General features: G+C 61.3%; 20 protein-coding genes. 15 read left to right on the top strand and 5 right to left on the bottom strand.

Annotated features, from left to right (window positions below; genetic code table 11):
• Positions 1 to 10: 10 nt before the first annotated feature.
• The 9 genes from OHL11_RS13295 to efp all read left to right on the top strand — a co-directional run bounded on the left by OHL11_RS13295 (position 11) and on the right by efp (position 15,034).
• Positions 11 to 664: a lysophospholipid acyltransferase family protein gene (locus tag OHL11_RS13295; protein ID WP_263372081.1), complete on the top strand. Its 654-nt coding sequence runs from the start codon at positions 11 to 13 to the stop codon at positions 662 to 664.
• Positions 664 to 1,761 (top strand): tRNA preQ1(34) S-adenosylmethionine ribosyltransferase-isomerase QueA, encoded by a 1,098-nt coding sequence (gene queA / locus OHL11_RS13290; RefSeq protein ID WP_263372080.1) that lies wholly within the window; start codon positions 664 to 666, stop codon positions 1,759 to 1,761. Before OHL11_RS13295 ends, queA begins: the two co-directional genes overlap by 1 nt.
• A gap of 43 nt (positions 1,762 to 1,804) precedes the next feature.
• Positions 1,805 to 4,705 (top strand): DNA polymerase I, encoded by a 2,901-nt coding sequence (gene polA / locus OHL11_RS13285; protein ID WP_263371982.1) that lies wholly within the window; start codon positions 1,805 to 1,807, stop codon positions 4,703 to 4,705.
• A 21-nt stretch (positions 4,706 to 4,726) separates the two neighbouring features.
• Positions 4,727 to 5,182, top strand: a complete 456-nt coding sequence (gene bcp / locus OHL11_RS13280) for a thioredoxin-dependent thiol peroxidase (RefSeq protein ID WP_263371981.1) — start codon at positions 4,727 to 4,729, stop codon at positions 5,180 to 5,182.
• 261 nt (positions 5,183 to 5,443) lie between these two features.
• Complete coding sequence (locus OHL11_RS13275) at positions 5,444 to 11,239, top strand: beta strand repeat-containing protein (RefSeq protein ID WP_263371980.1); 5,796 nt, start codon at positions 5,444 to 5,446, stop codon at positions 11,237 to 11,239.
• A gap of 33 nt (positions 11,240 to 11,272) precedes the next feature.
• Positions 11,273 to 11,878: an outer membrane beta-barrel protein gene (locus OHL11_RS13270; RefSeq protein WP_263371979.1), complete on the top strand. Its 606-nt coding sequence runs from the start codon at positions 11,273 to 11,275 to the stop codon at positions 11,876 to 11,878.
• Positions 11,879 to 12,127: 249 nt separating this feature from the next.
• Positions 12,128 to 13,813, top strand: coding sequence for an ATP-binding protein (locus OHL11_RS13265; RefSeq protein WP_263371978.1), 1,686 nt, complete (start codon positions 12,128 to 12,130; stop codon positions 13,811 to 13,813).
• 145 nt (positions 13,814 to 13,958) lie between these two features.
• Positions 13,959 to 14,420, top strand: coding sequence for a response regulator (locus tag OHL11_RS13260; protein ID WP_263371977.1), 462 nt, complete (start codon positions 13,959 to 13,961; stop codon positions 14,418 to 14,420).
• A 53-nt stretch (positions 14,421 to 14,473) separates the two neighbouring features.
• A complete protein-coding gene (efp, locus tag OHL11_RS13255; protein ID WP_263371976.1) occupies positions 14,474 to 15,034 on the top strand; it encodes an elongation factor P in 561 nt (186 codons plus the stop codon).
• Positions 15,035 to 15,103: 69 nt separating this feature from the next.
• On the opposite strand, the gene OHL11_RS13250 is transcribed toward efp, so the two are convergent.
• Complete coding sequence (locus OHL11_RS13250; protein ID WP_263371975.1) at positions 15,104 to 15,835, bottom strand: hypothetical protein; 732 nt, start codon at positions 15,833 to 15,835, stop codon at positions 15,104 to 15,106.
• Positions 15,836 to 15,901: 66 nt separating this feature from the next.
• Between OHL11_RS13250 and OHL11_RS17245 the strand changes: the two genes are divergently transcribed.
• The 3 genes from OHL11_RS17245 to OHL11_RS13235 are packed head-to-tail and all read left to right on the top strand — an operon-like array spanning position 15,902 to position 17,974.
• Positions 15,902 to 16,363, top strand: coding sequence for an acylphosphatase (locus OHL11_RS17245; protein WP_317890651.1), 462 nt, complete (start codon positions 15,902 to 15,904; stop codon positions 16,361 to 16,363).
• Between the two features lie 7 nt (positions 16,364 to 16,370).
• Positions 16,371 to 16,910 carry an adenine phosphoribosyltransferase gene (locus OHL11_RS13240; RefSeq protein ID WP_263371974.1) on the top strand — a complete coding sequence of 180 codons (540 nt, stop codon included), beginning with the start codon at positions 16,371 to 16,373 and terminating at the stop codon, positions 16,908 to 16,910.
• Positions 16,911 to 16,936: 26 nt separating this feature from the next.
• Positions 16,937 to 17,974, top strand: coding sequence for an energy transducer TonB (locus OHL11_RS13235; RefSeq protein ID WP_263371973.1), 1,038 nt, complete (start codon positions 16,937 to 16,939; stop codon positions 17,972 to 17,974).
• On the opposite strand, the gene OHL11_RS13230 is transcribed toward OHL11_RS13235, so the two are convergent.
• Positions 17,967 to 19,127: a GGDEF domain-containing protein gene (locus OHL11_RS13230; protein ID WP_263371972.1), complete on the bottom strand. Its 1,161-nt coding sequence runs from the start codon at positions 19,125 to 19,127 to the stop codon at positions 17,967 to 17,969. The genes OHL11_RS13235 and OHL11_RS13230 overlap by 8 nt on opposite strands.
• Before the next feature lie 117 nt (positions 19,128 to 19,244).
• On the opposite strand from OHL11_RS13230, the gene OHL11_RS13225 reads away from it, so the two are divergent.
• On the top strand, positions 19,245 to 20,291 hold the full coding sequence (locus tag OHL11_RS13225; protein ID WP_263371971.1) for an NAD(P)-dependent alcohol dehydrogenase: 1,047 nt from the start codon (positions 19,245 to 19,247) through the stop codon (positions 20,289 to 20,291).
• A gap of 55 nt (positions 20,292 to 20,346) precedes the next feature.
• Here OHL11_RS13225 and OHL11_RS13220 read toward each other — a convergent pair whose 3' ends face one another.
• The 3 genes from OHL11_RS13220 to OHL11_RS13210 form a co-directional block, all read right to left on the bottom strand.
• On the bottom strand, positions 20,347 to 20,610 hold the full coding sequence (locus OHL11_RS13220; protein WP_263371970.1) for a hypothetical protein: 264 nt from the start codon (positions 20,608 to 20,610) through the stop codon (positions 20,347 to 20,349).
• 3 nt (positions 20,611 to 20,613) lie between these two features.
• Positions 20,614 to 21,762, bottom strand: coding sequence for a lactonase family protein (locus tag OHL11_RS13215; protein ID WP_263371969.1), 1,149 nt, complete (start codon positions 21,760 to 21,762; stop codon positions 20,614 to 20,616).
• A 63-nt stretch (positions 21,763 to 21,825) separates the two neighbouring features.
• Positions 21,826 to 22,218, bottom strand: coding sequence for a hypothetical protein (locus OHL11_RS13210; RefSeq protein ID WP_263371968.1), 393 nt, complete (start codon positions 22,216 to 22,218; stop codon positions 21,826 to 21,828).
• 136 nt (positions 22,219 to 22,354) lie between these two features.
• Between OHL11_RS13210 and OHL11_RS13205 the strand changes: the two genes are divergently transcribed.
• Together OHL11_RS13205 and OHL11_RS13200 are read left to right on the top strand one after the other, a co-directional pair.
• On the top strand, positions 22,355 to 23,506 hold the full coding sequence (locus OHL11_RS13205; protein WP_263371967.1) for a DUF481 domain-containing protein: 1,152 nt from the start codon (positions 22,355 to 22,357) through the stop codon (positions 23,504 to 23,506).
• Between the two features lie 124 nt (positions 23,507 to 23,630).
• Positions 23,631 to 24,353, top strand: a complete 723-nt coding sequence (locus OHL11_RS13200; protein WP_263371966.1) for a hypothetical protein — start codon at positions 23,631 to 23,633, stop codon at positions 24,351 to 24,353.
• Positions 24,354 to 24,356: the final 3 nt, after the last annotated feature.

Raw genomic sequence — 24,356 nt, 5'->3', positions numbered from 1 at the left:
ACTGTTGCCTGTGCGTACGTACTCGACCAAGCAGCGATGGATGTTGGCCCTGGTGCCTCCACTCGTCGCTGCTTTTGTGCGTCTGCTCGGCATGACGTGGCGCGTGCGCGATGTGAACGCGCCGCAGACGCCAGTGGGCCACACGATCGGCGGGCCGAGCGTCTTTGCGTTCTGGCACTGCTCGTTGCTCGCGTGCGCGTACCGCTTTCGAGGGCAGGGGATTGCGATCCTGATTTCGCAGTCGTTCGACGGTGAGTTGATCGCGCGTGTCGTCGAGCAGCTTGGCTTTGTCGCCGTGCGCGGATCGAGTTCGCGTGGCGGCGTAGGCGGTCTGAAAGCGATGGCCGATGCGTACGCGGAAGGTCGCATCTGTGCCTTCACTGCGGACGGCCCCAAAGGCCCCGCACGCGTCGCGAAAGCCGGGCCGGTGCAGCTCGCGAAGCTGACGAGCGCGCCGTGGATCGGTTGCTTTCACGCGCAGCCTGACCGTGCTTGGTCGATGCGTTCGTGGGACCGCTTCATGGTGCCCAAGCCGTTCGCGCGCATTACGTTTTCGTGGCCGCAGCACCTCAGCGTAACGGAAAGCGCGAGCGCGGAAGAGTTGTTGCAGCAAGTGCAACGGCGCATGGACGATGCAGTAGCGATGACGGAGGTGGGCCGATGATGCTCGTGCGTGATTTTGATTTCGAGCTGCCCGAGTCGTCGATTGCGCAGCGTCCGCCAGAGGTGCGCGGATCGAGTCGCATGTTGTTTTTACCGCGCGTGGAAGGTGCATGGCAGGACCGCATGTTTTGTGACCTGCCAGAGATGCTGCAGCCAGGTGATCTGCTGGTGATGAACAACTCCCGTGTGATTCCTGCGCGATTGTTTGCGACACGCGAAGGCCTGCGTACACAGAAGAGCGCGCAGGCTCCGACGGGCCACGTTGAGGTGTTGCTCACTGCGAAGCTGGCTGGCGAGGGCGAGTGGAGCGCTCTGGTGAAGCCCGCGAAGAAAGTCCCCGTGGGCGAGCGTTTGCACTTCCGCGACGCGCAAGGCGAGAGCGTGCTGCAGGCAGAGGTGATTGGCGAAGGTGAGTTTGGTGAGCGCACGTTGCGCTTCGCGGCGAATGAAGATTTCTACGCAGCGCTCGAGCGCATCGGACATCTTCCGCTGCCACCGTACATTCATCGCGACAAATCAGAGCCGAACACGGATGAAGATCGTGAGCGCTATCAGACGGTGGTATCTAACGCTGCCACGCGTGGCTCCGCCGCCGCGCCCACAGCGGGTTTGCACTTCACCGACGAGGTGCTTGCTGCGTTGCGCGCGCGCGGCGTTGAGCTTGCGACGATCACGCTGCATGTGGGGCTGGGAACCTTTCAGCCGGTGCGCGTTGAGCGTGTTGACGAGATTCGCCTGCATGCCGAGCCGTACACGATCTCTGCGGAAACCGCCGCTGCGATCGAGCGTGCACGTACCGAAGGCCGCCGCATCGTGGCTGTGGGCACTACGACCACGCGCACGCTGGAGCATGTAGCGCGTGTCTATGAAGGCCGCGCGATCGCGCCGCATTCTGGCGAGACCGCGCTGTTTCTTTCACCCGGCGTCGAGTTCAAGCTGGTGCAGGGTCTGCTGACCAACTTTCATCTGCCGCAGTCCACGCTCATCATGCTGGTGAGCGCGTTCGCCGGGCGCGAACGTGTCTTGGCCGCGTATGAACACGCGGTAGCCACGGACTATCGCTTCTTCAGCTACGGCGATTGCATGTTGCTGCTCTAACCACGCATGTTTCCTGCGTGCATCTAAACTTCAAGAGCGACCTATGCCTGAAAACAATCAAAAACCGCCGATTTATCTGCTCGACACGATGGCGTTCATCTTCCGCGCGTACCACGCGATGCAGCGTTCGCGCCCGATGTCGACGCGCACTGGCATTCCCACGGCGGCGACGTATGTCTTCGTGAACATGATCAACAAGCTGCGTGCGGACTTTAAGCCGGAGTACATGGCCGCCGTGTATGACGTGGGTAAGCCGGTGCATCGTCATGAACTCGCCGACCAGATGAAGGCGGTGAAGAAGTTCAACATCAAGACGCAGCAGTTTGAAGAGGTGGAGTACGGCGGCTATAAGGCGAACCGCGCGGAGACTCCGCCGGACCTCATTCAGCAGCAGCCCTACATTCGGCGCGCGCTGGAGGCGTTCCGTATTCCCATCGTGTACTACGAGGGCTTCGAAGCTGACGATGTTATCGGCACGCTCTCGTGCCAGTACGCGGCGATGGGACACCAGGTGTACGTTGTGTCTTCGGACAAGGACATGATGCAGCTCGTGAATGAGCATGTATCGATTCTGAATCCGATGAAGGACAACCTGATCCTGGACTCCGATGGCGTGGAGAAGGCGCTGGGCGTGCGTCCGGAGCGCGTGATCGATGTGATGGCGCTGCGTGGCGATGCGATCGACAACGTGCCGGGCGCGCCGGGTATCGGCGACAAGGGGTCGGTCGATCTGATTCAGCAGTTCGGCACGGTGGAAGCCGCAATGGATGCGGCGGTGAACGATCCTGACTCGGTGAAGCGCAAGACGTATCGTGAGTCGCTGGCGAATAATCGCGAGAACATTCTGTTGTCGAAGGAGCTCGTCACGATTCACACCTCCGTGCCGATTGAGTTGGCACTCGATGCGATGAAGACGCAGCCGGTCGATGCGAATGCGTGTCGCCAGTTGTTCTCGGAGCTGGAGTTCACCACACTGCTGAAGGACCTCGCGCCGGATGTCGAGGCGGTTGTGACGAAGTATGAAGTTCCTGCCGACGCTGCGACGTTGCAGACAATGGTTGAGGCTGCGCGTGAGGCGGGCGGCCTTTCGATCGCGCTTGCCGAGACCGCGCAAAGCGTGAGCGAAGAGGTGCAGGCCGAAGGCGATGAGGTCGTTGAAGCTGAGCCTGAAGCGCCTGCGACGATGGACTTGTTTGCCGTGGAAGAGCCGGCGCCTGTCGCCGAAGAAGTGGTGAAGGACGTTGCCTGCAAGCTCGGGCTGGCGGCAACGGATGCGCTGGCGATCGAAGTACCACTGGAGCTTGCGCGTGCAGTGCTCGAGGATGAGTCGCTGCCAAAGCGCGTGCATGATTTGAAGGCTGTGCTGCGCGCGTTGGAGCCGCATGGCGTTACGCTGCGCGGGCACGTGACGGACGTGATGCTCGAGAGCTATCTGCTCAACCCGACGCATGGGTCGCACACGCTGGTGGACATCGCTGCGCGCTCGACGAGCCGCGCGCTGACGCATCAGCCTGCGAAGGACAACCCGAGTGATCCGTTGCGTCTTGCGGAGGCCGCGAGCGCGGTATCGAAACTGGCGTTGGTGCTGGGCAAGCAGATGCAGGAGGGCGTTGTCGAGCATGTGATCGCCGAGGACAAGCCTGAGCTTGGCGGTGCGATGACGCTTGAGATGTTGCAGGCCTCGAGCAGCGACTCTGTAAAGCTTTCAGAAGCGTCGACGCTGACAGAGGTGTACGAGCAGATCGATCGTCCACTCGTGCCTGTGCTGCTGCGCATGGAGCAGGTGGGCGTGCGTGTTGATCTCGGCGTGCTGGGCGAAATGGGCACGCGGCTTGGCGTCACGATCGATGATCTTGCCGAGCGCATCTATGCGAGCTCAGGGCATCGCTTCAACATCAACTCGCCGAAGCAGCTGGGCGATGTGCTCTTCAACAAGATGGACCTGCCGAAGCCGATGAAGTACGGCAAGGGCAAGGTCGTTTCGACGGCGCAGGACATCCTCGAAGACCTCGCGCAACATCATGAAGTGCCGTCGCTCGTGTTGGAACATCGCCAGTTGCAGAAGCTGAAGTCGACGTACCTCGACCAGCTGCCGTTGCTGGCGGACGCCGATGCCCGCATTCATACGACCTTCAACCAGGTGGGCACGGCGACGGGCCGCTTGAGTTCAACGAACCCGAACCTGCAGAATATTCCGATTCGCACGGCGGTGGGGCGTGAGATTCGCGCAGCGTTTGTGGCTGCGCCAGGTAATGTGTTGCTTGCGGTGGACTACTCGCAGATCGAGCTGCGCCTGATGGCGCACTTTTCGCAGGACCCGCTGCTGCTGGACGCGTACAAGACCGGCAAGGACATTCACACGCTCACGGCTGCGGAGGTCTTCGAGGTCGACCCCGAGACGATGGACAAGGAGACGCGTGCGCGAGCCAAAGCCGTGAACTTCGGCATCGTGTACGGCATCTCGCCGTTCGGCCTGGCGGCGCAGTTGGGCATCGATCAGAAGATTGCGCGCGAGTACATCGCGAAGTACTTCGAGCGTTATCAGGGTGTGGCTGCGTTCATCGAGCGCACACTTGAAGAAGTGCGCCGCACGCAGGCGGTGAAGACGGCGTTCGGACGTGTCAGACCGATCCCGGATATTCAATCGCGCAATCCGAACCAGCGTGGCTTTGCGGAGCGCACAGCGGTGAACACGCCGCTGCAGGGAACCGCTGCGGACCTCATCAAGGTAGCGATGATTCGCATCGATGCCGAGCTGACGAAGCGCAAACTCGCCGCGCGCATGACGCTGCAGGTGCATGACGAACTGCTCTTCGACGTGCCGGAGCATGAGGTCGATGAGGTCTCAGCGCTGGTGAAGGATCTGATGGAGTCGGCGGGTGAGTTCAGTGTGCCGATCGTGGCGGAAGTAGGACGCGGCGCAAATTGGCGTGACGCGAAGTAGATTGAAGTGAGGAGTGAAGCAATGAACGTTGGAGATGTAGTCGAAGATTTCACGTTGCCGGATCAGGACGGTGTACCGACCTCACTGTCGCAGTTTCGCGGCAAGCCCGTGGTGCTGTTCTTTTACCCGCGCGCGGACACGCCGGGCTGCACGATCGAGGCTTGCGGTTTCCGCGACCACTTTGCGAAGCTGCAGGCTGAGGGCGTCGTCGTGCTCGGCATCTCGCGCGATACCGTGAAGGCGCAGAAGAAGTTCCAGCAGAAGTATGAGCTGCCCTACACGCTGTTGGCCGACGCCGAGCAGGAGATTGTGAACCGCTTCGGGCTGGTGAAGCCGAAGATGATGTACGGCAAGCAGGTTACGGGAGTAGCCCGTACCACCTACGTAATCAGCCCGGAGGGTACTCTCGTTCACGTGTTTGAAAACGTGAAGCCGGAAGGCCACGCCGAAGAGGTGTTGGCGCTGTTGAAGAAGTAGGCTGCACTACAACCTTCGTCGGAAGACGCAGCAAACGCCGCGAGTGACAGCTCGCGGCGTTTTGCTGTTTGCGGACGAGGAAAATCAACGAATTGCTCCCGCTTTGGCGCGAGAGCGAGCCAGGAACCACGTTTGCCAATAACAAGCTGGACGATGCTAAGGGCGTAACCCCCGGCAAAGTTGTACTCCCATAAGCCCTTGTGAGCGGCGATGATGCGAAGGACACCATCAGGCAACGTCTGTTTATTGGAGAACAACGCAGTGAGTTACAAGGGCAATTACTTCAGCAGGCTGAAGAACTGGGCGCGTGGCGCGATGGGCGCGCTGGCGCTGGTCACGTCGGCGATCGCCGCCCCTGTAGTGCATGCGCAGGGCCTGCAGCCTGGTGGCCCTATCGACTTCGGCACGGTGGCGGTCGGCGCGACCAGCAACACCTATACGATCACCTTTTCGGCGACGAGCACGACGACGATCAGCAGCGTGAGCGCGGTCGCGGAAGGCGTTGCGCAGAAAGACTTCAATGTCGTCTCGCAGACGTGCACGGGTACGATCAATCCTCCGCAGACTTGCACGGTGGCGATTTCGTTTTCGCCGGTAGCGGCGGGGCTGCGCCGCGGCGCGGTCGCGCTCACGGACTCCTCGGGAAGCGTCGTCAATCGCGTCTTTCTGCACGGCATCGGCACTGGATCACAGGTCACAGTCTCGCCGGCGTTGTCTACGGCACTCAGCATCGCTGCGTCGATTTCGCCGAGCGCCTTCTATAGCAGCGGTGTGGTGACGGACGCTGCAGGTTCGCTGTACTTCAGCGATTCGCAGTATCAGCGCATTCTGCGCCGCACCACCGACGGCACGGTGACCGTGCTCACGCTGTTGAACGCCACGACCACGACGCAGATGGCGATCGATGGCGCGGGCACGCTGTACATTACGGCCGGTGCGACGGTGTACTCGCTGGTGCCGGGGAACAATCCTGCGGTCTTTGCGACCGGTGGAAATACGCTGAGCGCAGCGTCGGGCATCGCCGTGGATGCGCAGGGCTACGTCTACATCGCGGACTCGACGCAGAACAAAATCCTGCGCGTGGCGACCGATGGCACGAGCTCGTATCTATCGCTGAGCGGCATCACGCTTTCCGCTCCTTCGGGGCTTGCGATCGACGCGAACAACACGCTGTACATCGCGGACACGGGAAACAACCGCGTGGTGTCGGTAGGTGTTTATACGGGCACGACCGCAGTCGTGACCACGTCGGTTACGGCACCGCATGGCGTCGCCGTAGACGCGGGTAGCAACGTCCTCGTTGCGGACACGGGCAACAATCGCTTGTGGATGGTGCCTTCGAACGGCACGGCTTATGCGTTGGGTTTGAGCGGCACATCGCCTGCGCAGCTGTTGCAGCTGGCGCTTGCATTGGATGGCACGCTCTATGCGGCCAATGATGGCAGCGGTATTCTTTCGATCGAACGCGATGCAGGTGCGGTGAATTTCCCGACATCCACGCGCGTCAACAACCCTGACAACACGGACAATCCGCGCACCGCGGTGCTGCAGAACTCGGGCAACGTGGCGCTGACGCTGACGGTGCCTTCCGGCGGCAACAACTGGTCGATCTCGAACGGAGCTTTCTCCACGGACGCCAGCAGCACTTGCCCGGTGCAGAACGCGGCGAGCTCGGCTTACACGCTGGCCGTGGGTGCGCCTTGCACCTACGCGGTGGACTTCACGCCCTCGCAGACTGGTACGAACAGCGGTACCGGCACGATCACGGTCGGTAGCTCGACGTCGACCACGACAACGTACAACGTCTCTGTAGCTTTGACCGGCACGGGTAACACGACGGCCACGAAGCTGCTGGTGTCAGCTTTGCCGGACACGATCCAGCCTGGCACTTCGACCAGCGTGACTGTCTCTGCGGTGGACGATAACGGCAACGTCGATCAGAGCTTCATCGGCACGGTGACGCTTTCGACCGGCGACAGCGCGGCGACCTTTGCACCGAAGACGTACACCTTCACGGCCGCGGATGCGGGCACACACATCTTTACAAACGGCGTGACCTACAACACGGTGGGGCTGTACACCATCGTCGGCACAACTGGCGCGCTGACGGGCACGAGCAATCCGATTCGCGTCGTGTGGGCCGATGGCTTCTACATCTCTGCCACGCCAACCTCCATCGCCAGCGGTGACTACGTCACCTATATGGTGGTGCCGACCTTTAGGGGCGTAGCAGCGCCGAAATACACCGGCGCGGTCACCTTCACTTCGACGGACAGCGCGGCGAAGTTCGCAACGACCGGCTACACCTTCACCGCGGCGGATGCAGGAACGCATACCTTCAGCGGCACTGCAGGCGTACAGCTCATCACGATCGGTACGTGGACGATCTCCGCCTCGGACGGCTATGGAGGCGGCACGAGCAACAACGTTGTCGTCGGTACTCCCACGGCATCAGCCTTCAAGATCGTAGCGACGCCGACGACGATCAACTCCGGCGACTCGGTGAGCTACACCGTCACGGCGGTGGGATCGTCGGGCGTCACGGCAACGGGCTTCACGGGAACGGTGGTCTTCACGTCTAGCGATAGCGCAGCGAAGTTCGGCGCAACGAGCTATACCTTCACCGCAGCCGATGCGGGCGTGCATACCTTCACTTCGGGTGTGCAGCTTTACACCGCAGGCACGCAGACGATCACAGGTACCAACGGATCGGTGACGGGAACGAGCAACGGTGTTCTCGTCAATCCGCCGGCAGCGACCTCCTTCACTATTGTGGCGACGCCGACGACGATCACCTCGGGTGATTCGGTGAGCTATACGGTGACGGCGGTGGGCGCATCGGGCGCATCGGGCGCGACGGCGACGGGCTTTACGGGCACGGTGGTCTTCACGTCGAGCGATAGTGCCGCCAAGTTCGGCACGACGAGCTACACCTTTACAACCGCAGATGCAGGCGTCCATACCTTCGCCGCGGGCGCACAGCTTTACACGACCGGCACGCAGACGATCACAGGGACGAGCGGAACACTGACGGGCACAAGCAACGGCGTGCTGGTGAATCCGCCGACTGCAGCCGCGTTCAAGATTGTGGCGACGCCGACGACGATCGCCTCGGGTGATTCGGTGAGCTATACGGTCACCGCCGTCAGCAGCACCGGCGCGACCGCCACGGGCTACACCGGCACGGTAGTCTTCACGTCGAGCGACAGCGCCGCGAAATTCGGCGCAACGAGCTACACGTTTACGACCGCCGACGCAGGCGTCCACACCTTCACCGCTGCGGTGCAGCTTTACACGACCGGCACGCAGACGATCACGGGCACGAGCGGCACGTTGACGGGCACGAGCAACGGCATTCTCGTGAACCCGCCGACCGCAGCTTCGTTCAAGATTGTGGCGACGCCGACGGCAATCACCTCGGGCGATTCGGTGAGCTACACCGTTACCGCGCTTGGATCTTCGGGCGCGACGGCCACGGGCTTCACCGGTACGGTGGCCTTTACGTCGAGCGACAGCGCCGCGAAGTTCGGTGTGACGAGCTATACGTTCACCACGGCGGATGCGGGTGCGCACACGTTCACCTCTGCGGTGCAGCTTTACACGACGGGCACGCAGACGATCACAGCCACGAGCGGCACGCTCACCGGCACCAGCAACGGTGTGGTGGTGAACCCGCCGACGGCGACTGCGTTCAAGATTGTCGCAACGCCTGCCAGCGTGAACTCTGGCGATGCTGTCAGCTTCACGATCACGGCAGTGAGTTCCTCGGGCGCAACGGCGACGGGCTATACCGGCACGGTCGCGCTGACCTCCAGCGATAGCGCTGTGAAGTTCCTCGCCGGCACGACGTATACCTTCACGACCGCTGACGCCGGCGTGCACACCTTCACCGGCAGTGCAGCGGCGCAGCTCTACACGACGGGCACGCAAACGATCTCGGCCACGAGCGGCACGCTCACCGGCACGAGCAACGGTGTCGTAGTGAACCCGCCGACGGCTACTGCGTTCACCATCGTGGCCACACCGACGAGCATTGCTTCGGGCGGCGCGGTCAGCTTCACGATTACTGCAGTGGGTTCGACCGGCACGACGGCGACGGGCTTCACCGGTACGGTGGCGCTGGCTTCGAGCGATAGCGCTGTGAAGTTCCTGGGCGGCACGACGTATGTCTTCACGGCCGCTGACGCAGGCACGCACACCTTCACCGGTGGCGCTGCTGCGAACCTCTACACCACTGGCACACAGACGATCACCGCGACGAGCGGCACGCTCACCGGCACGAGCAACGGTGTCGTCGTGAACCCGCCGACGGCTACCGCGTTCACGATCGTGGCCACGCCGACGAGCATCACCTCGGGTGGTGCGGTCAGCTTCACCATCACGGCAACGGGTGCGAACGGCGCGACGGCGACGGGCTACACGGGCACGATCGCGTTGACCTCGAGCGATAGCGCGGCGAAATTCCTCGGCGGTTCCAGCTACACGTTCACCACCGCCGATGCTGGCGTGCACACCTTCACCGGCAGCGCAGCGGCGGACCTCTACACGACTGGTACGCAGACGATCACGGCCACGAGCGGCACACTCACCGGCACCAGCAACGGCGTCGTGGTGAACGCTGCGCCCGCAACGGCATTCAAGGTGACGGCGACGCCGACGACCATCGATGCGGGCCAAAGCGTGAGCTACACGATCTCCGCGATGAACGCTTCGGGCAGCGTGGCGACGGGCTACACGGGCACTGTGGTCTGCAGCTCAAGCGATGCTGCGGCGAAGTTCGGTGTCACGAGCTACACCTTCACCTCGGCTGACAACGGTGTGCACACGTTCACCGCAGGCGCCACGTTGAACACCGCGGGCACGCAGACCATCACCGCCACCAGCGGTACGATGGTCGGCACCAGCAACACGGTCACGGTAAACGCGGTGGCGACGGGCTTCACCATCGTGGCGACGCCTGCGACGATCAAGGCTGGCGGCACGGTGAGCTTCACCATCACGGCGACGGGCGCGAACGGCGCTACGGCTGCGGGGTACACCGGCACCGTAGCCTTCACCTCCAGCGATACCACGGCGAAGTTCTACGGTGGCAACAGCTACACCTTCACGACAGCCGATGCTGGCGTGCATACCTTCGTCGCTCCGTCGACGGGCGTGCAGTTGAGCACGCTCGGCACGCAAACGATCACCGCTACTAGCGGCACGCTTGCAGGCACGAGCAACGGCGTCCTGGTCACCTCGGCACAGACGACCTCTACGACTACGATGACCAGCTCTGCGAACCCGACGCTGATCGGCAACGCAGTGACGCTGACCGCAGTTGTCTCTAACGCGGGTTCAGGCACGGCTGTGCCGACGGGGACGGTGATCTTCACCGACGGCGGCGCAACGGTGGGCTCTGCGGCGCTGAGCAACGGTACGGCAACGCTGTCGAACGTGCTCTTCAGCACCATCGGCACGCACAACCTCGTCGCTACCTACCAGGGCGATGGCAACTACACGGGTTCAGCCTCGGCGCAGTATCCCGAGCTTGTAGAAGACTTCGCGCTCAATATTGCGAGCGGTGGCTCATCGTCGTATTCGATCACCGGTGGCAGCACCGCGACGTACAAGCTGCTGGCTTCGCCGCTGGGCGGCTCGACCTTCGCGGGAGCGATCACGTTCACAACGAGCGGCGCTCCGACCGGCGCAAAGGTCGTCACCACGCCAGCTTCGATGGCCGCTGGCGATGCAGAGACTGCGTTCACGGTGGCGATCACGCCGCCGGCTGTGAAGGCCATGGCCGCTCCGTCTGCCCCGCGCCCGATGTCGCAGCGACTCGCTCCACTTTCGGTGGCGATCTTCGGCCTGCCGCTGCTCGCGTTCAAGCGTCGTCGCCGCATGGCGAAGCTGCTCATGCTTGCGATCTTCGCTCTTCCTCTCACGGCGTTGACCGGCTGCTTGAACTCCACGAGCGACGGTTATTACGGTTCTGCACCCCAGACGTACCAAGTTGTAGTCACCGGAACCTCCGGAACGCTCACTCGCTCGGTTACGCTTACGTTGACGGTCCAATAAAAACCCATGCGTGACAGCGGAAGAAACTCGTGGATGCAGAAGCTTACAGCGACGCTGTGCGGCGCGGTGGCGCTGGCGCTGCTGGCGGCCATGCCGCAGAAGGCTGCGGCGCAGCGTTCGTATGACCTCGGCATGATGTACACGCAGGAGCGTTCGAAGTTTGTGGGCGCGAACACATCGACGAACTACTTCTATCTGCGTGGCGCGACGATCGATCTCGGCTACACGTTCTGGAAGGGCATCGGCGTTGTGGGCAGCGGTACGGGACTCGCCGGTACAAACCTGCTGACGGACATCGATATTCAGCACATCGAAGGAACCGGTGGCCTGCGCTATACCTACAACTTCGGCCACATCACGCCGACGGCCACGAACCGCAAGCTTGGCGTTTTCGTCGAAGGCAAGGGCGGCTACACGCTGGCCACTGCGGGGCAATACCCGGTGAATGGCGTGGTGCAGAACCATGCTTCGGGCCTCACTTACATGGGCGGTGGTGGTGTGAACCTCCATGCGTATCAACGATTTGATGTGCGCTTGATCGATGCGCAGTACGTCATCACCAAGCTGCCGAACGGCACCACGAATCAGCAGAACACACTGCGTCTCAGCGCTGGTATCAACTTCCACTTCGGCCCCTAGGCTTGCGCGCGCATGCGCCTGAAGCCAGCCCCTCAATTTGCTGTAGCGAAAAGGGTGCTGCGAAGTTATGCGCGATCCGCAGGCGAATCCTTTATGTTCGACGCATAGAAGTTCACTGGGCCCTTTTGATGATGCGTGCATAGCAATGTCCGCGTTTTCTAGTGACCGCGCTCGACGCGGTTGCATCCAAGCACTCATACGGCGTCGAAAAACAACTTCGCCGATTCGCTAGGGGCGGTAGCGCATCACGTGGATCGAACTGAATCACAACTCCGACTTTTGGTGGACACGGGCCTGCAGCTTGCTGGTTCGCGCACGATCGATGCCGCAGTGGCGCACGCGCTCAGCGCGAGTATGAAGCTGTCGGAAGCCGCCTTCGGTGGCTTCATCTACAAGAATTTCTGGAGCGAGAACGAGCACGACGAGTTGCACATGACCACCGGCGAAGAGGGTGACGCGTTCGTCGACCTGCTTACCGAACGTCGCGCGGACCTGCTCCCGCATAAGCAACACAACACCCTTCGCCTGGAAGAGATTCATGAGACGGCGGCCTCGGATTCGCTGAAGCGATCGAGCTTGAAGGTTTGCAGTTACCTTGCGGTGCCTGTCTTCACACGCACGGGCGAGCAGCTTGGCTGCATCGTGCTGGGGCACCCGGCCGAGCATGTCTTCTCTGCGTATACAGCGTCACTGATCAGCACGGTGGCCTCGCAGGCGGCAGGCGCCATGGACAACATGCGACTCACCATGGATCTGCGCCGCGAGGCTGAACAAACCGTGGCTGCGCTTGCTGCTGCGGACTCAGCACGACACGAGCAGCAGGTGGTTTCGCAGCGCCTGCAGCAGGCTCTTGATGCAGGACGCTTCGGCACATGGACGTGGAATCGCGAGACAAAGGCGATCGTCTTTGACGAGCTGGGCGCGAGGCTCTTTGGCGTGGAGCCGTTTGCAGCCATCGAGCGAGACGATCTTCGCATGAAGCGTGTGCATCCGGAAGACCTCGACCGGGTTCCTGCGAACGTGATGGATCGCCTGAAGGATGGGGACACTTACGCCTCTGAGCTTCGCATCCTCGCGCAGGACGACACCGTGCGCTGGATCTCCATCTCGGGCATCGTTGTCACGGATGAGCATACCGGCGAACGCGTTGGTCTCAGCGGCACCGTGCAGGACATCACCGAGCGCAAGAACCAGGAAGCGGCCCTGCGGCAGAGCGAAAAGCTCGCGGCGACCGGTCGTCTGGCAGCCACGATTGCGCACGAAATCAATAATCCGCTCGAGGCGGTTACGAACCTCGTCTATCTCTGCAAGACCGATCCGACGATCCCCACGAGCGTACAGCGTCTGCTGGAGACGGCAGACAACGAGCTTGCGCGCGTCTCGCAGATCGCGCAGCAGACGCTCGGTTTCTATCGCGACACGACGCGGCCAGCTTCGATTGACCTTGCTGAGTTGTTGCACGGCGTTGTCGATCTCTTCAGCCGCAAGATGATGAGCAAACGCCTGCAATGCACCGTGAAGGTGGATGGCGACCTTCGAATCTTTGGTCTGCAGGGAGAAATCAAGCAAGTTTTCTCCAACCTGCTGGTGAACGCGATTGAAGCTTCTGAGGTCGATACGACGATCCAGATTCGCGGGCGCATTGCCCAGCGATCGGGCATCAACGGCGTCTCGGTTTTGATGAGCGATTGCGGTCATGGCATCCCGCCGGAGGTGCAAACGCGCCTCTTCTCGCCGTTTTTCACGACGAAGCAGTCGCTCGGCACCGGCCTCGGGCTGTGGGTGACGCGGGGCATCGTGGAGAAGCAGGGCGGCGCCATTGGCTTCCGCACGAAGACCGATCCGCCCACCGGAACGATCTTCCGGGTCTTCCTTCCGGCGCAAATCCGGGAGGTAGATGCGTTCGGTGCCCCCGGTTCAACCTTTATCCAGTAGGGGTTTACAGGTAAACTAGTGAAGGAGAGGCGAAGCACTTGTGCCTTGACCTACTCCCGCTCAGAATGCAACTGAAGCTGCGATGGAAATGCGTAGCGAAGCTGTGCTTTGGGCCAGGCCCCTTGCCCATAGGATACCCAGATTGATGAATCCGACGCTGTTCTGCATCGATGATCGAAAGCCTTATTCCACGTTCTTCAAGACCGATGGGGATGAGGCGGAAAATCATGCTCCGGCCCCGCGCATCCTCGTCGTCGACGATGAGATGCTGATCGCCGATACGATCGTGCAGATTCTGAATCGCAATGGCTTCATCGCCGAAGCCGTCTACGGTGGCAAGGAAGCCATCGAGGCCGCGCGCCGTTACTGCCCGGAGATCGTGTTGAGCGATGTTCTGATGCCGCTGGTCGATGGTGTGGAAGCGGCGATTGCCATCCGCGAGATCTGCCCCGAGACCCGCGTGGTGCTCTTCAGCGGACAGGCGGCCACCATGGAGATTCTTTCGCGCGCTCGCGAGCGCGGCCACGACTTCGAGCTGCTCCCCAAGCCGCTCCACCCCACGCAGCTCATCAAGTATCTGCGTGATGATTCAGGTTCCATCCGGTAGCGAGCCACCGCACCGGATCGCAAGACACAAACACTTGTACGAGGAGTTCTCTTATGGCGATTCCCGCCACACAAATGCGTCCCGGCATGATCATCAAGTTCAAGGATGATCTCCACCTTGTTTTCTCCGTTGAGCACCGTACGCCCGGCAACCTGCGCGCTTTCATCCAGGCCAAGCTGCGCAACATCCGCACGGGTGCGATGTTCGTGGAGCGTTTCCGCTCGCCGGACCCCATCGACCGCGTGCACGTCGAGTCGATCAAGATGGAGTTCCTCTACAACGACGGCGACGACTACTACTTCATGGACCAGGAAACCTTCGAGCAGACGCCGCTGAAGCGTGACACGCTGGGTGATGCTGTGGAGTTCCTCACGGCAAACCTGCAGATCGAAGTCAGCTTCCACGACGGCAACCCCGTCGGTATCGAACTGCCCACCTCGGTGGAGATGGTTGTCGTTGAGACCGAGCCGGGCATCAAGTCGGCGACGGCTTCGTCGGTGACCAAGCCTGCCAAGATGGAGACCGGTCTCGTGGTTCAGGTGCCGCCGTTCATCAATGAAGGCGAGCGCATCAAGATCGACACCGCTGAAGGCGCTTACATGTCTCGCGCATAAGCCAGTCATCTGCAACAAGCAAGGAGGGCAGCCAATATGGCTGCCCTCCTTGCTTTGATCTGTGCGCGGTTAGAACTTGTACACCGCACTGATCGCCGGCTGGGTGGTCACACGCCACGAACGCGTGCTGATCGACGAGTCGCCGTAGTTGGGCGAGCGGTAGTACAGCGAACGGCCCGACACGCGGAACGCGAAGTGCTTGTTATGCGTTGGGATGTCGAAGCCGGTTTCGAGGTAGCCCGCGCCGCGCCACTGGTGGCTGTAGGTAGAGGTCTGGAACTGCGTCAGGCCGCCTTCCGGGTTGAAGTCGATCGCACCGCCACCGATCGCCACATACGGCTTGAAGGCGATGTGCTTCGGGTGGATGAGGTAGCCTGCAGTGGCTTCATGCGCGTCGGTCGGAACCTGCACGCTGCGCGTAGCCAGGTTCGACACCGTGCTGCCCGTCGGCGTGAAGCGGCTGAGCTGCGAGTAGCGCTCCTGGTAGCGCGTGTAGCTGTAGTTCAACTGCAGGCCGAGCCAGGACTTCGGCACCATCTGAACGGAGCCTACGAAGCCAGCCGACCAGGTGGTGTCCTGGCGCTGGTTGTAGATGCTGGTGGTTCCGCCAGCGGCCGTCGTGTTGTAGGGGCGCTCGTTGGACTCCAGAATGGTATTGAAGACGCCGGTTCCGCCAACGGCAACGTTGCCGATGTGGAGGTCCTTGTAGAGCTGTGCGTGTGCTGTGTTGCCGGCGCTCATGAAGAGGGCGGCTGCGGCAGTGGTCATGGCGATACGAGTCAAGCGCTTCAGGTGCTTCATGTGTTGCGTTCTCCTAGTGCTGGGGAGACGCAACGGGGCGCAATCGCCGACAGCTCGAGGGCCATCGTGATCGACGTGTTACGCAGCGTCTCCGCGATTGTTACTGTGATTCTTGTGCAACCAGCGGCGCTGCTGGAGCCCATAAACTTTGCTGTAACAATGGATGCCGCTAACCGCCGGGTTGTTGTGTTGCTGATTATGGTTCGGTTGCGTGCCGTGAAACACTCTGCGAAACTGAGACTCGGCATGGTGTTGCACTTTCTCATTCGCGGTCGCGTTCAGGGCGTTGGTTTTCGTTGGTTCGTCCATCGAGAAGCGGCCGAGCTTGGCCTGAGCGGATGGGTACGCAACACCGAAAGCGGCGAGGTCGAAGCGGTCGCTTCGGGCGACGCCAAGGAACTTGCCGAACTGCGCAAATCACTGCGCAAAGGATCGCGCGGCAGTCGCGTCGACGCAGTCATCGAGCATGAGCTCGCGGAGTCCGAAGCCGAAGGGCTCGGACCGTTTCACATTGAAGGAGCCTGGTAAACAAGCAATGGCATACGAGATTAACTGCGAGCCTCTGAAGGACCTCATCCGCACCGTTCCCGACTTCCCCAAGCCGGGAATCCTCTTCTACGACATCACGACGCTGCTGAAGGACCCCGCAGGTTTCGCGCAGTTGATCGATGCGTTTGCGGCGCATTACATCGGTAAGGGCATCGACCTGGTGCTTGGCACGGAAGCGCGCGGCTTCATCTTTGCGCCTGCGATTGCGTATCGCTTGAACGCTGGCTTCGTGCCTGTGCGTAAGCCGAAGAAGCTGCCTGCGGAGACGGCGAAGGTAAGCTACGACCTCGAGTATGGCTCGGACTCGTTGGAGATTCACCTCGACGCCGTGAAGCCCGGCCAGCGCGTTCTGCTGGTGGACGATCTGCTCGCCACCGGTGGCACGATGCAGGCGACGGTGCAGCTCGTGGAGAAGCTCGGCGGCAAGGTCGAAGGTATCGCGTTCGCCATCGAGCTCGACTTCCTGAAGGGCCGCAACAAGCTCGAAGGCTATGATGTCTACAGCCTTCTGCATTACAACGACTAAACGCTTCATCTCAGGATCACTTCAAATTGAATAAGCTCCGTGCTGTAGCCTGCTGCGTCTTTTCGTGCTGCGCGTTCCTTTCCACCTCCGCCTTTGCTTTCGAAAGTAAAGCGGAGAAGATCGCTGCGGCCACCGAACGCCTGAAGGCCATCGAGGTCATGAACTCCCTTGATGGCGAAGACATGAAGCCCTGGCACTTGAAGTACAGCTACACGCTGCACGACGGAGCCGAGAAGAGCTCTTCAGGCACGATCGAAGAGTGGTGGGTAAGCCGAGACAAGTGGCGGCAAGTGCGGACGGAGGACGGTAAGACCTCTGTGCGTATGCGTGTCGGCGGCCACTCTTATATCTCGAACGATGCAGCGCCTATGCCCGCGGCTCTGCAAACGCTCCAGGATGCCATTGTGCATCCGGTGCAGTATGCCTCTGCGAATGGTCAGCCGCTGGAGCCGACACAGGAGAACCATAAGTTTGGTTCATTGGAGTTGTCCTGCGTGATGCGTGCGCGACACGCGAACACGGAAGATACTGTGCATCTCGGGTTGTTCCCCACATTCTGTGTAGCCGCGGACAATGCGCTGCGCCTTACCTCGACGTCGGGCATGAATATCGTTGCCAATCTCGCCGGTAAATTCCAGGGGCATGCGGTAGCCACCAAGCTGGCTGGAACGCGTGATGGTGTTGCCCTCTTCGGGGGCACGATTGAAGAGCTCCGCTCCAAAAGCGAGGACACGGGTGATTGGTCGACGACCGATTTGCTGGAACGCGATCATGGTTTGGCCCGCATCGGTTCAGGCGTGATGGCTGGACAAGTGATTAGCAAAGTGCAGCCGCGTTATCCGCCGAACGCGCGCGACCACCATATCTCGGGCGCTGTCGTACTGCACGCAGTCATCGGTGAAGATGGTCACCTGCGCCTCATTGAACCGATCTCGTTCCCAAGTGCGGAGCTGGCGTTTGAGTCTGTGCACACGCTGTCGAAGTGGGTGTATAAGCCGTACCTGCTGAATGGCGTTATTACCGAAGTGGAGACTACTGTAGTCATGAACTTCAACCTCAACTAGCCTCCGCTTCGAAGACGCGCACGATGTTCCGTCCCGTCTCCTTGGCTTGATAAAGCGCGCGATCGGCTTCGTGGAGCAGCGCGGCGCTGGTGGCTGTGTGGTTGTCGCGCGTGGTGGTGACGCCGATGCTCGCGGTAGTGCGCACGATCTCTGCGCCGGGGCTGAGTTCGTGGTGGGCTTCGATCATGCGTCGCACCTGCTCCAGTAGCGCCAAGGCCGTATCAGCGTCCGTGTGCGGCATCAGCAGCACGAACTCCTCGCCGCCGAAACGCGCGATGTGGTCGGAGTCGCGCAGGGTGCAGCGCAACTGCCTGGCAATGCCCGCAAGCATCGCATCGCCGGTGACGTGGCCGTAGCGATCGTTGAGCTGCTTGAAGTAGTCGAGGTCGAGCACAGCCACGCTCAATGCGCCGCGCGTCGTGTGCAGGCGACGCACTTCGCGTTCCAGCACCTGGCGCAGGCCACGGCGATTCATCACCTGCGTCAGCGGATCGATCAGGCTTTCCATCGTCAGCAGCGCCTCGGAGCGCGAGCCCAACATCCACACCAGCGTGAGCGGCAGCATGCAGCCGAAGACCACAAAGATGATGCCCGTAGCGAGGTGCAATGCGTTGAGCTTGTCGGGGTCGAGATGCAGCACGAACACAGCTACGGAGCGCGTCAGCTCTACCGCAGAGAAGCAGAAGAAAAGAAAGCTGAGGACGCGTCGCGAGAGACGCGTCGACTCTTCCGACGAGTTCAGCAGCAACGCGCCGGCGAGGATCGCCTGCAGGCCGAGCACGAGGTCTTCCACCGAGAAGCCCGCCATATGTCCGGGGCGTGTCCGCCACAGAATTTGCACGGGCAGCGAGGCCAGCAGCAGCGCGAAGCTTGTGTAGATGGTCCAGCGCCAGCGGCGCACAAAGTACACCAGCGAAACGTTGATGAGTGCAATGGAGAGTGGAAGCATCTCGAAGTGCACGGTATGGCTGAGCCAGAACGGTAGGCTGGATTCGAGGAATGCGAGCATAGCGCCGATCGCGGTGGCAATGAACGCGCACCACAGCCAAAGCCTCACCGGCTCGAAGTCATGCTGGGCCGCGATGAAGCCGAACAGCACGCAGAAGCAGACGAGTTGAACATCCTGAATAAACAGGAGTACATCAATAGACATCGGGCCCTCAGGAGTCTCTTCCATTGTGCGAAGTTCATCGAACAATCGCAAGCGAATCCGCTTCCAAATGCCATACGGGTGCATCTAAAAAGTATTCCGTTACAGGAGAAGAGAGACATGATTCAGACACACGGTTACGCTGCGCCCAATCCGACGACCAATCCTCAGCCCTTCGATTTTGAGCATCGTGACCTGCGTCCGAACGATGTACACATCGAGATCGAGTTCTGTGGCATCTGCCACTCGGACATTCACCAGGCCCGCGATGAGTGGGGTGGTTCGATCTATCCGATGGTTCCGGGCCACGAGATCGTCGGCACGGTGAAGGCCGTAGGCGCCAGCGTCACGAAGTACAAGGTGGGCGACAAGGCCGCGGTCGGCTGCATGGTGGACTCCTGTCGTGAGTGCGCAAGCTGTAAGGATGGCGACGAGCAGTACTGCACCAACGGCGGCATGACGCCGACCTATAACGGCAAGGGCCGCGACGGCGCGCCGACCTTCGGCGGCTATGCGACCGACATCGTCGTCGATGAAAACTATGTGCTGAGCGTGCCGGAAGGTCTCGACCTGGCAGGTGCGGCTCCGCTGCTCTGCGCGGGCATCACCACGTACTCGCCGCTGAAGCACTGGAAGGCTGGCCCGGGCAAGAAGATCGGCATCGTCGGTCTCGGTGGCCTTGGCCACATGGGCCTCAAGTTCTCGCACGCATTCGGTGCAGAGACGGTGCTCTTCACCACGTCGGCCAACAAGATTGAAGATGGCAAGAAGCTCGGCGCGGATGCTGTCGTGCTGACGAAGGAAGAGAACTGGCATGCACCGCACGCCGGTACGTTCGACTTCATCCTTGACTGCGTTTCGGCCGAGCATGACATCAACCCCTATCTCAACCTGCTGAAGCGCGACGCGGTGTACTGCACGGTCGGCTTGCCGGAAGACCCGTTCCAGGTGGCGGGCTTCTCGATCATCGGCCGTCGCTACATGACGGGCTCGATGATCGGCGGCATCGCCGAGACGCAGGAGATGCTGAACTTCTGCGCAGAGAAGGGCATCGTTTCGGACATCGAGATGACGAGCTTCGAAAAGCTGGAAGAGGCTTGGACGCGCGTTGTAAAGGCCGATGTGAAGTACCGCTTCGTGCTCGACTGCAAGGAACTGAAGAAGTAGCTATAAGCAGGACGACGGCCCTCGATGATGCATCGGGGGCCGTCGTCTGTTTCGGCTAGACGATTTCGCTTATCTCGAGCCGCTCCTGCTCGCTGAGGTAGCGTTTGCGGCGAAACCAGTCTTCCATGCGGTCGCGCAGTAGCTCAACGGGCACGCGTGCGCCGATCTCCAGCAGGCCATCGGCTACAGGCAGTGTGTCGTCGAAGACTGCGTCGTTGGTGAAGTTGCGCATGGCGAAGTTGTCGATGTTCGACAGCGGCGCACGACGGCGCTGGCCTGTTCCATCCACGGCTTCGATGAGGACGCGACGCGCAAACATGGCTTAGATCCAGCAGATGTCCATCGGCGTATTGGCCGCGAGGATGCGCGGCGTGGGATCGACCTTGCCCGTTGCAGGGTCGTGCGCGAAGACCGCGATCGTGCCGGGGGCGCTCTGGTTGCAGGCGACAAGCCAACGGTGCGTCGGGTCGAAGCGGAAGATGCGCGGAATTTTGCCACCGGAGCCGAAACGCTGTTGTTCCGCGAGCTTCGCTGTCGTCGTGTCGATTGCGTAGACGATGATCTCGTCCACACCGCGATTGTTCGCATAGGCGAACTTGCCGTCGGGAGAGATCCATAGCTCGCACGCGGTCATGCCTTTGCGGTCGACGCCCGGTGCGACGGTGGAGATCACCGAGTCTTCGCGCATCGTCGGCTTGCCGTGGTTCCAGTCGTAGCAGGAGATCGTGAGGTCGAGCTCGTGGATCACGTAGAGCCAGCGGCCGTTCGGATGAAACGCCACGTGGCGCGGGCCGCTGCCAGGAGCATTGCTCACGCGATGCGGCTTCGGATGCGGAAGCGCCGTCTTCGCATCAAGGGTGAAGACGAGCAGCGAGTCCGTGCCGAGGTCGCAGACGACGAGATGATGTCCGCTGGGCGAGAGGGTGGCGCAGTGCAGGTGCGAGGCTTCCTGACGGTCCTTCTGCGGGCCGGGGACGCCGCATTCTCCGTTCGTGCGGCAGTCGAAGGCTACCTTGCCGCTGGCGTCGAGGCTGCCTTCGGCATTCAGCGCGTACGCTACGAAGGAACCACTCGAGTAGTTCGCCGCATAGATCGCCTTGCCCGACGGATGCACGCTCACGTAGCAGGGGCTGCTGCCTTCCGACGGCAGCTTGTTCATCTGCGTCAGGCGGGCGTTGGTGTTGTCGACGAGATATGCGGAGAGCGAGCCGTTGTCCTGCTCGTTGGCGGTGTAGACCACGGGCAGATGCGGGTGGCGCGCGATGTACGTCGGGCGGGAGCCTTCGATGGCGAGCGAGAGCTTGCCGATCTTGCCGGTCTTCGCATCCCACGGCGCGCGATAGAGGCCATCGCCCTTATCGGTGCCGAGCAGCACCCAATGAGTCTCACGGTTTATGGCCAGCGCACGCATCGCGAAGGGAAGCGTAGCACTTGCAGCAAGGAAATGGCGACGGGACAAGGGCGTGCGCATAGATGGCTCCGATGCAATAACGCCACGACCGAGGCCGTGGCGTTTTCAAACTGGGGTGATGGCTTAGATTTCTGCGGCGACGGTGTGCGGCTCGCCCGGCAGCTTGAAGTCGAGCTCCTGCGGATGCGCGTCGCTGTTTACGACCGGAAGCTGCGGCAGCTTGTCGGTGCGACCGGCTTCGTTCACCACGGCGTCAGCGCCTTCGAGCACTTCGTCCACGGTCATGGTGTAGAGCTCGCGGCCGTTGTCATAGCCGGTTTCGATGGCGAGCTTGAGATAGCGGCCCGCGATCTGCGCGGCGAGATAGTCGGTGATGACCTTCCCGTTCTTCGCCTTCTGCGCCAGCCACGCGTTGTTCGGCATGGCGACCCACACGCCGCGTCCGTTGACGGAAAAACGAATGTCGGTGGCGTCGGCATGACGCGTGGCAATGGCCACGACCGTGCCCTTCCACACGCAATGCTGAGGTTCTCCGGTCCAACGATCAGTGGCGACGAAATCTTCGTACATGGCTACAGGTTAGCCCCGGGAACACCCGCGAATCAAGCACGGTAATGCTCAGAAGCCGGGGTATGACGATATTCTTAGGGGCATGAAGAGAAAAACAGCCCTCCTGACTGCTGCAATCGCTCTCGTCTCGGCTGCTATGCCGCTGGTCGCGCAGAGCGCGCCCGACGTCCTCACCTTCACCAACGGTGACAAGCTGACCGGCAAGATCACCAAGGGCACAGGCGGCTCAGTAACCTTCCACACCGACATGGCGGGCGACCAGGCGGTCGATCTCGCCAAGATCAAATCCGCGAGCTCGACGACGAACTTCGTGCTCATTCGCAAGGTGAAGAAGACGGTGGCGCGCGTGCGCGACCTGGAGACGGTGACCGGCAAGATCAAGATCACCGACGGCAAGCTGACGATCACGCCGGACCAGGGCGCTCCCGAGACGGTGGCCGCAGGCGATATCGCCTTCATCATCGACCAGCCCACGTTTGAGAAGCAGGTGCACCAGAAGACGCCGCTGTGGAAGGGCTGGACCGGCCCGCTGACCGCCGGCTTCAGTTCGGTGCAGTCCACGCAGACCTCGATTACCTTCACCGGTGCAGCTGCACTGGTGCGCACCATGCCTTCGCTGCCGTACATCGCCACGCGCAACCGCACGCTGGTGAACGTGAGCGAGACCTACGGCAAGCAGACGACGCCGACGATTCCGCCGACAACTCCTGCGACGCCTGACACGATCGTGAAGACGAACCTCTTCCACGCCGACGCGGAGCGCGACCAGTATTTGCCGGAGCGCAACCTGTACATGCTGGGCACGCTGTCGTACGACCACAACTACTCCTCCGGCCTGAACCTGCAGCAGATCTACGGCGGCGGTATCGGCTGGACGCCGATCAAGACAGCCAAGCAGACGCTGGACCTGAAGGGCGATGTGCACTTCGAGATGCAGCAGTTCATCGCGAACTCGGGCGAGCCCGACGTGCATCTCTTCGGCTCGACCTTCTCGGAAGCCTGGACCTACAACCTGCCGAAGAAGATGGTTTTCACGGAGTCGGGGAACTATATTCCAGGCTGGACCGAAAACAGCGTGTACTCGGCGAACGCGACGGCGATGCTGACATTGCCTGTGTGGAAGCAGCTTGCCGCGTCGGTTTCGGGCACGGACAGCTACATCAGCAATCCGGCGCAGTACTACAAGCCGAACACCTATACGGTGACCTTCGGCGTGACATATACGGTCAAGTAGGCCGCTGGAAGCACAATTTACGAGGCAAAGCACTTTGCGGGCCGCAGGAATGGAGACATTCCGGGCCCGCAAAATGTTCTAATGGAGAGTACGCAGGTGTAATCGCCTGCAAGGAGTCCGTCGAGTGAAGTCGGTGTTGTCGAAACAGGGATTGCGTGTGTTTGTAGCAGGAGCATTGGTGCTGGCCGGAGCTGGCACGCTGGCAGCGCAGAAGGCAAAGGACGGCGAGCAGCCCACGCACAAGCCCGTCAAGCGCGCTCGTCGTGAAACCAATGCTAGCCGCGAGGCACGCATTCAGCGCACCATCACCGCGACGTACTCGCATCGCTGGGAAGTCTTCGGCGGCGGTGGTTACATGCGTTTCCGTTCCGGCGAGAACACGCAGAAGAACAATGAAGTCACGTGGAACGTGGCTGCGGCGCGCTACCTCAACCCGCGTCTGGCGATCGTCGGCGACGCACGCGGCATGTTCGGTAACGCTCATGCGCAGCGCCCGTACTACTATCCGCAGATCACGAAGCCGCAGATCAACGAATACACCTTCATGGGCGGCGTAAACTACCGCATCTATGGCAAGGAAAAGCTGGCGATCGGCCTGGAAGCTCTGGGCGGCGCTGGCTGGGGTTTGTTCTCGGGTGGTTCGAAGGGCATCAACTCGACCGCTCTGGGCATCTGGCCCGATGGTGTCCGTCCGGCATTTTCGGGCGGCGTGAATTTCGATTACAACTTCTATCCGAACCTCGCGTTCCGCTTGAAGCCGACGTATGTGCCGACCACCTTCGGCGGTAGCCTGCAGAACAACTTCGGCGTGAACATGGGCGTCGTTTACCGCTTCGGCAAGCAGTAGTTT

This window comes from Granulicella cerasi (assembly GCF_025685575.1).
Classification (GTDB): domain Bacteria; phylum Acidobacteriota; class Terriglobia; order Terriglobales; family Acidobacteriaceae; genus Granulicella; species Granulicella cerasi.
Note: the sequence above shows the minus strand (reverse complement) of the source record. Positions and strands in the feature narration are given on the sequence as shown.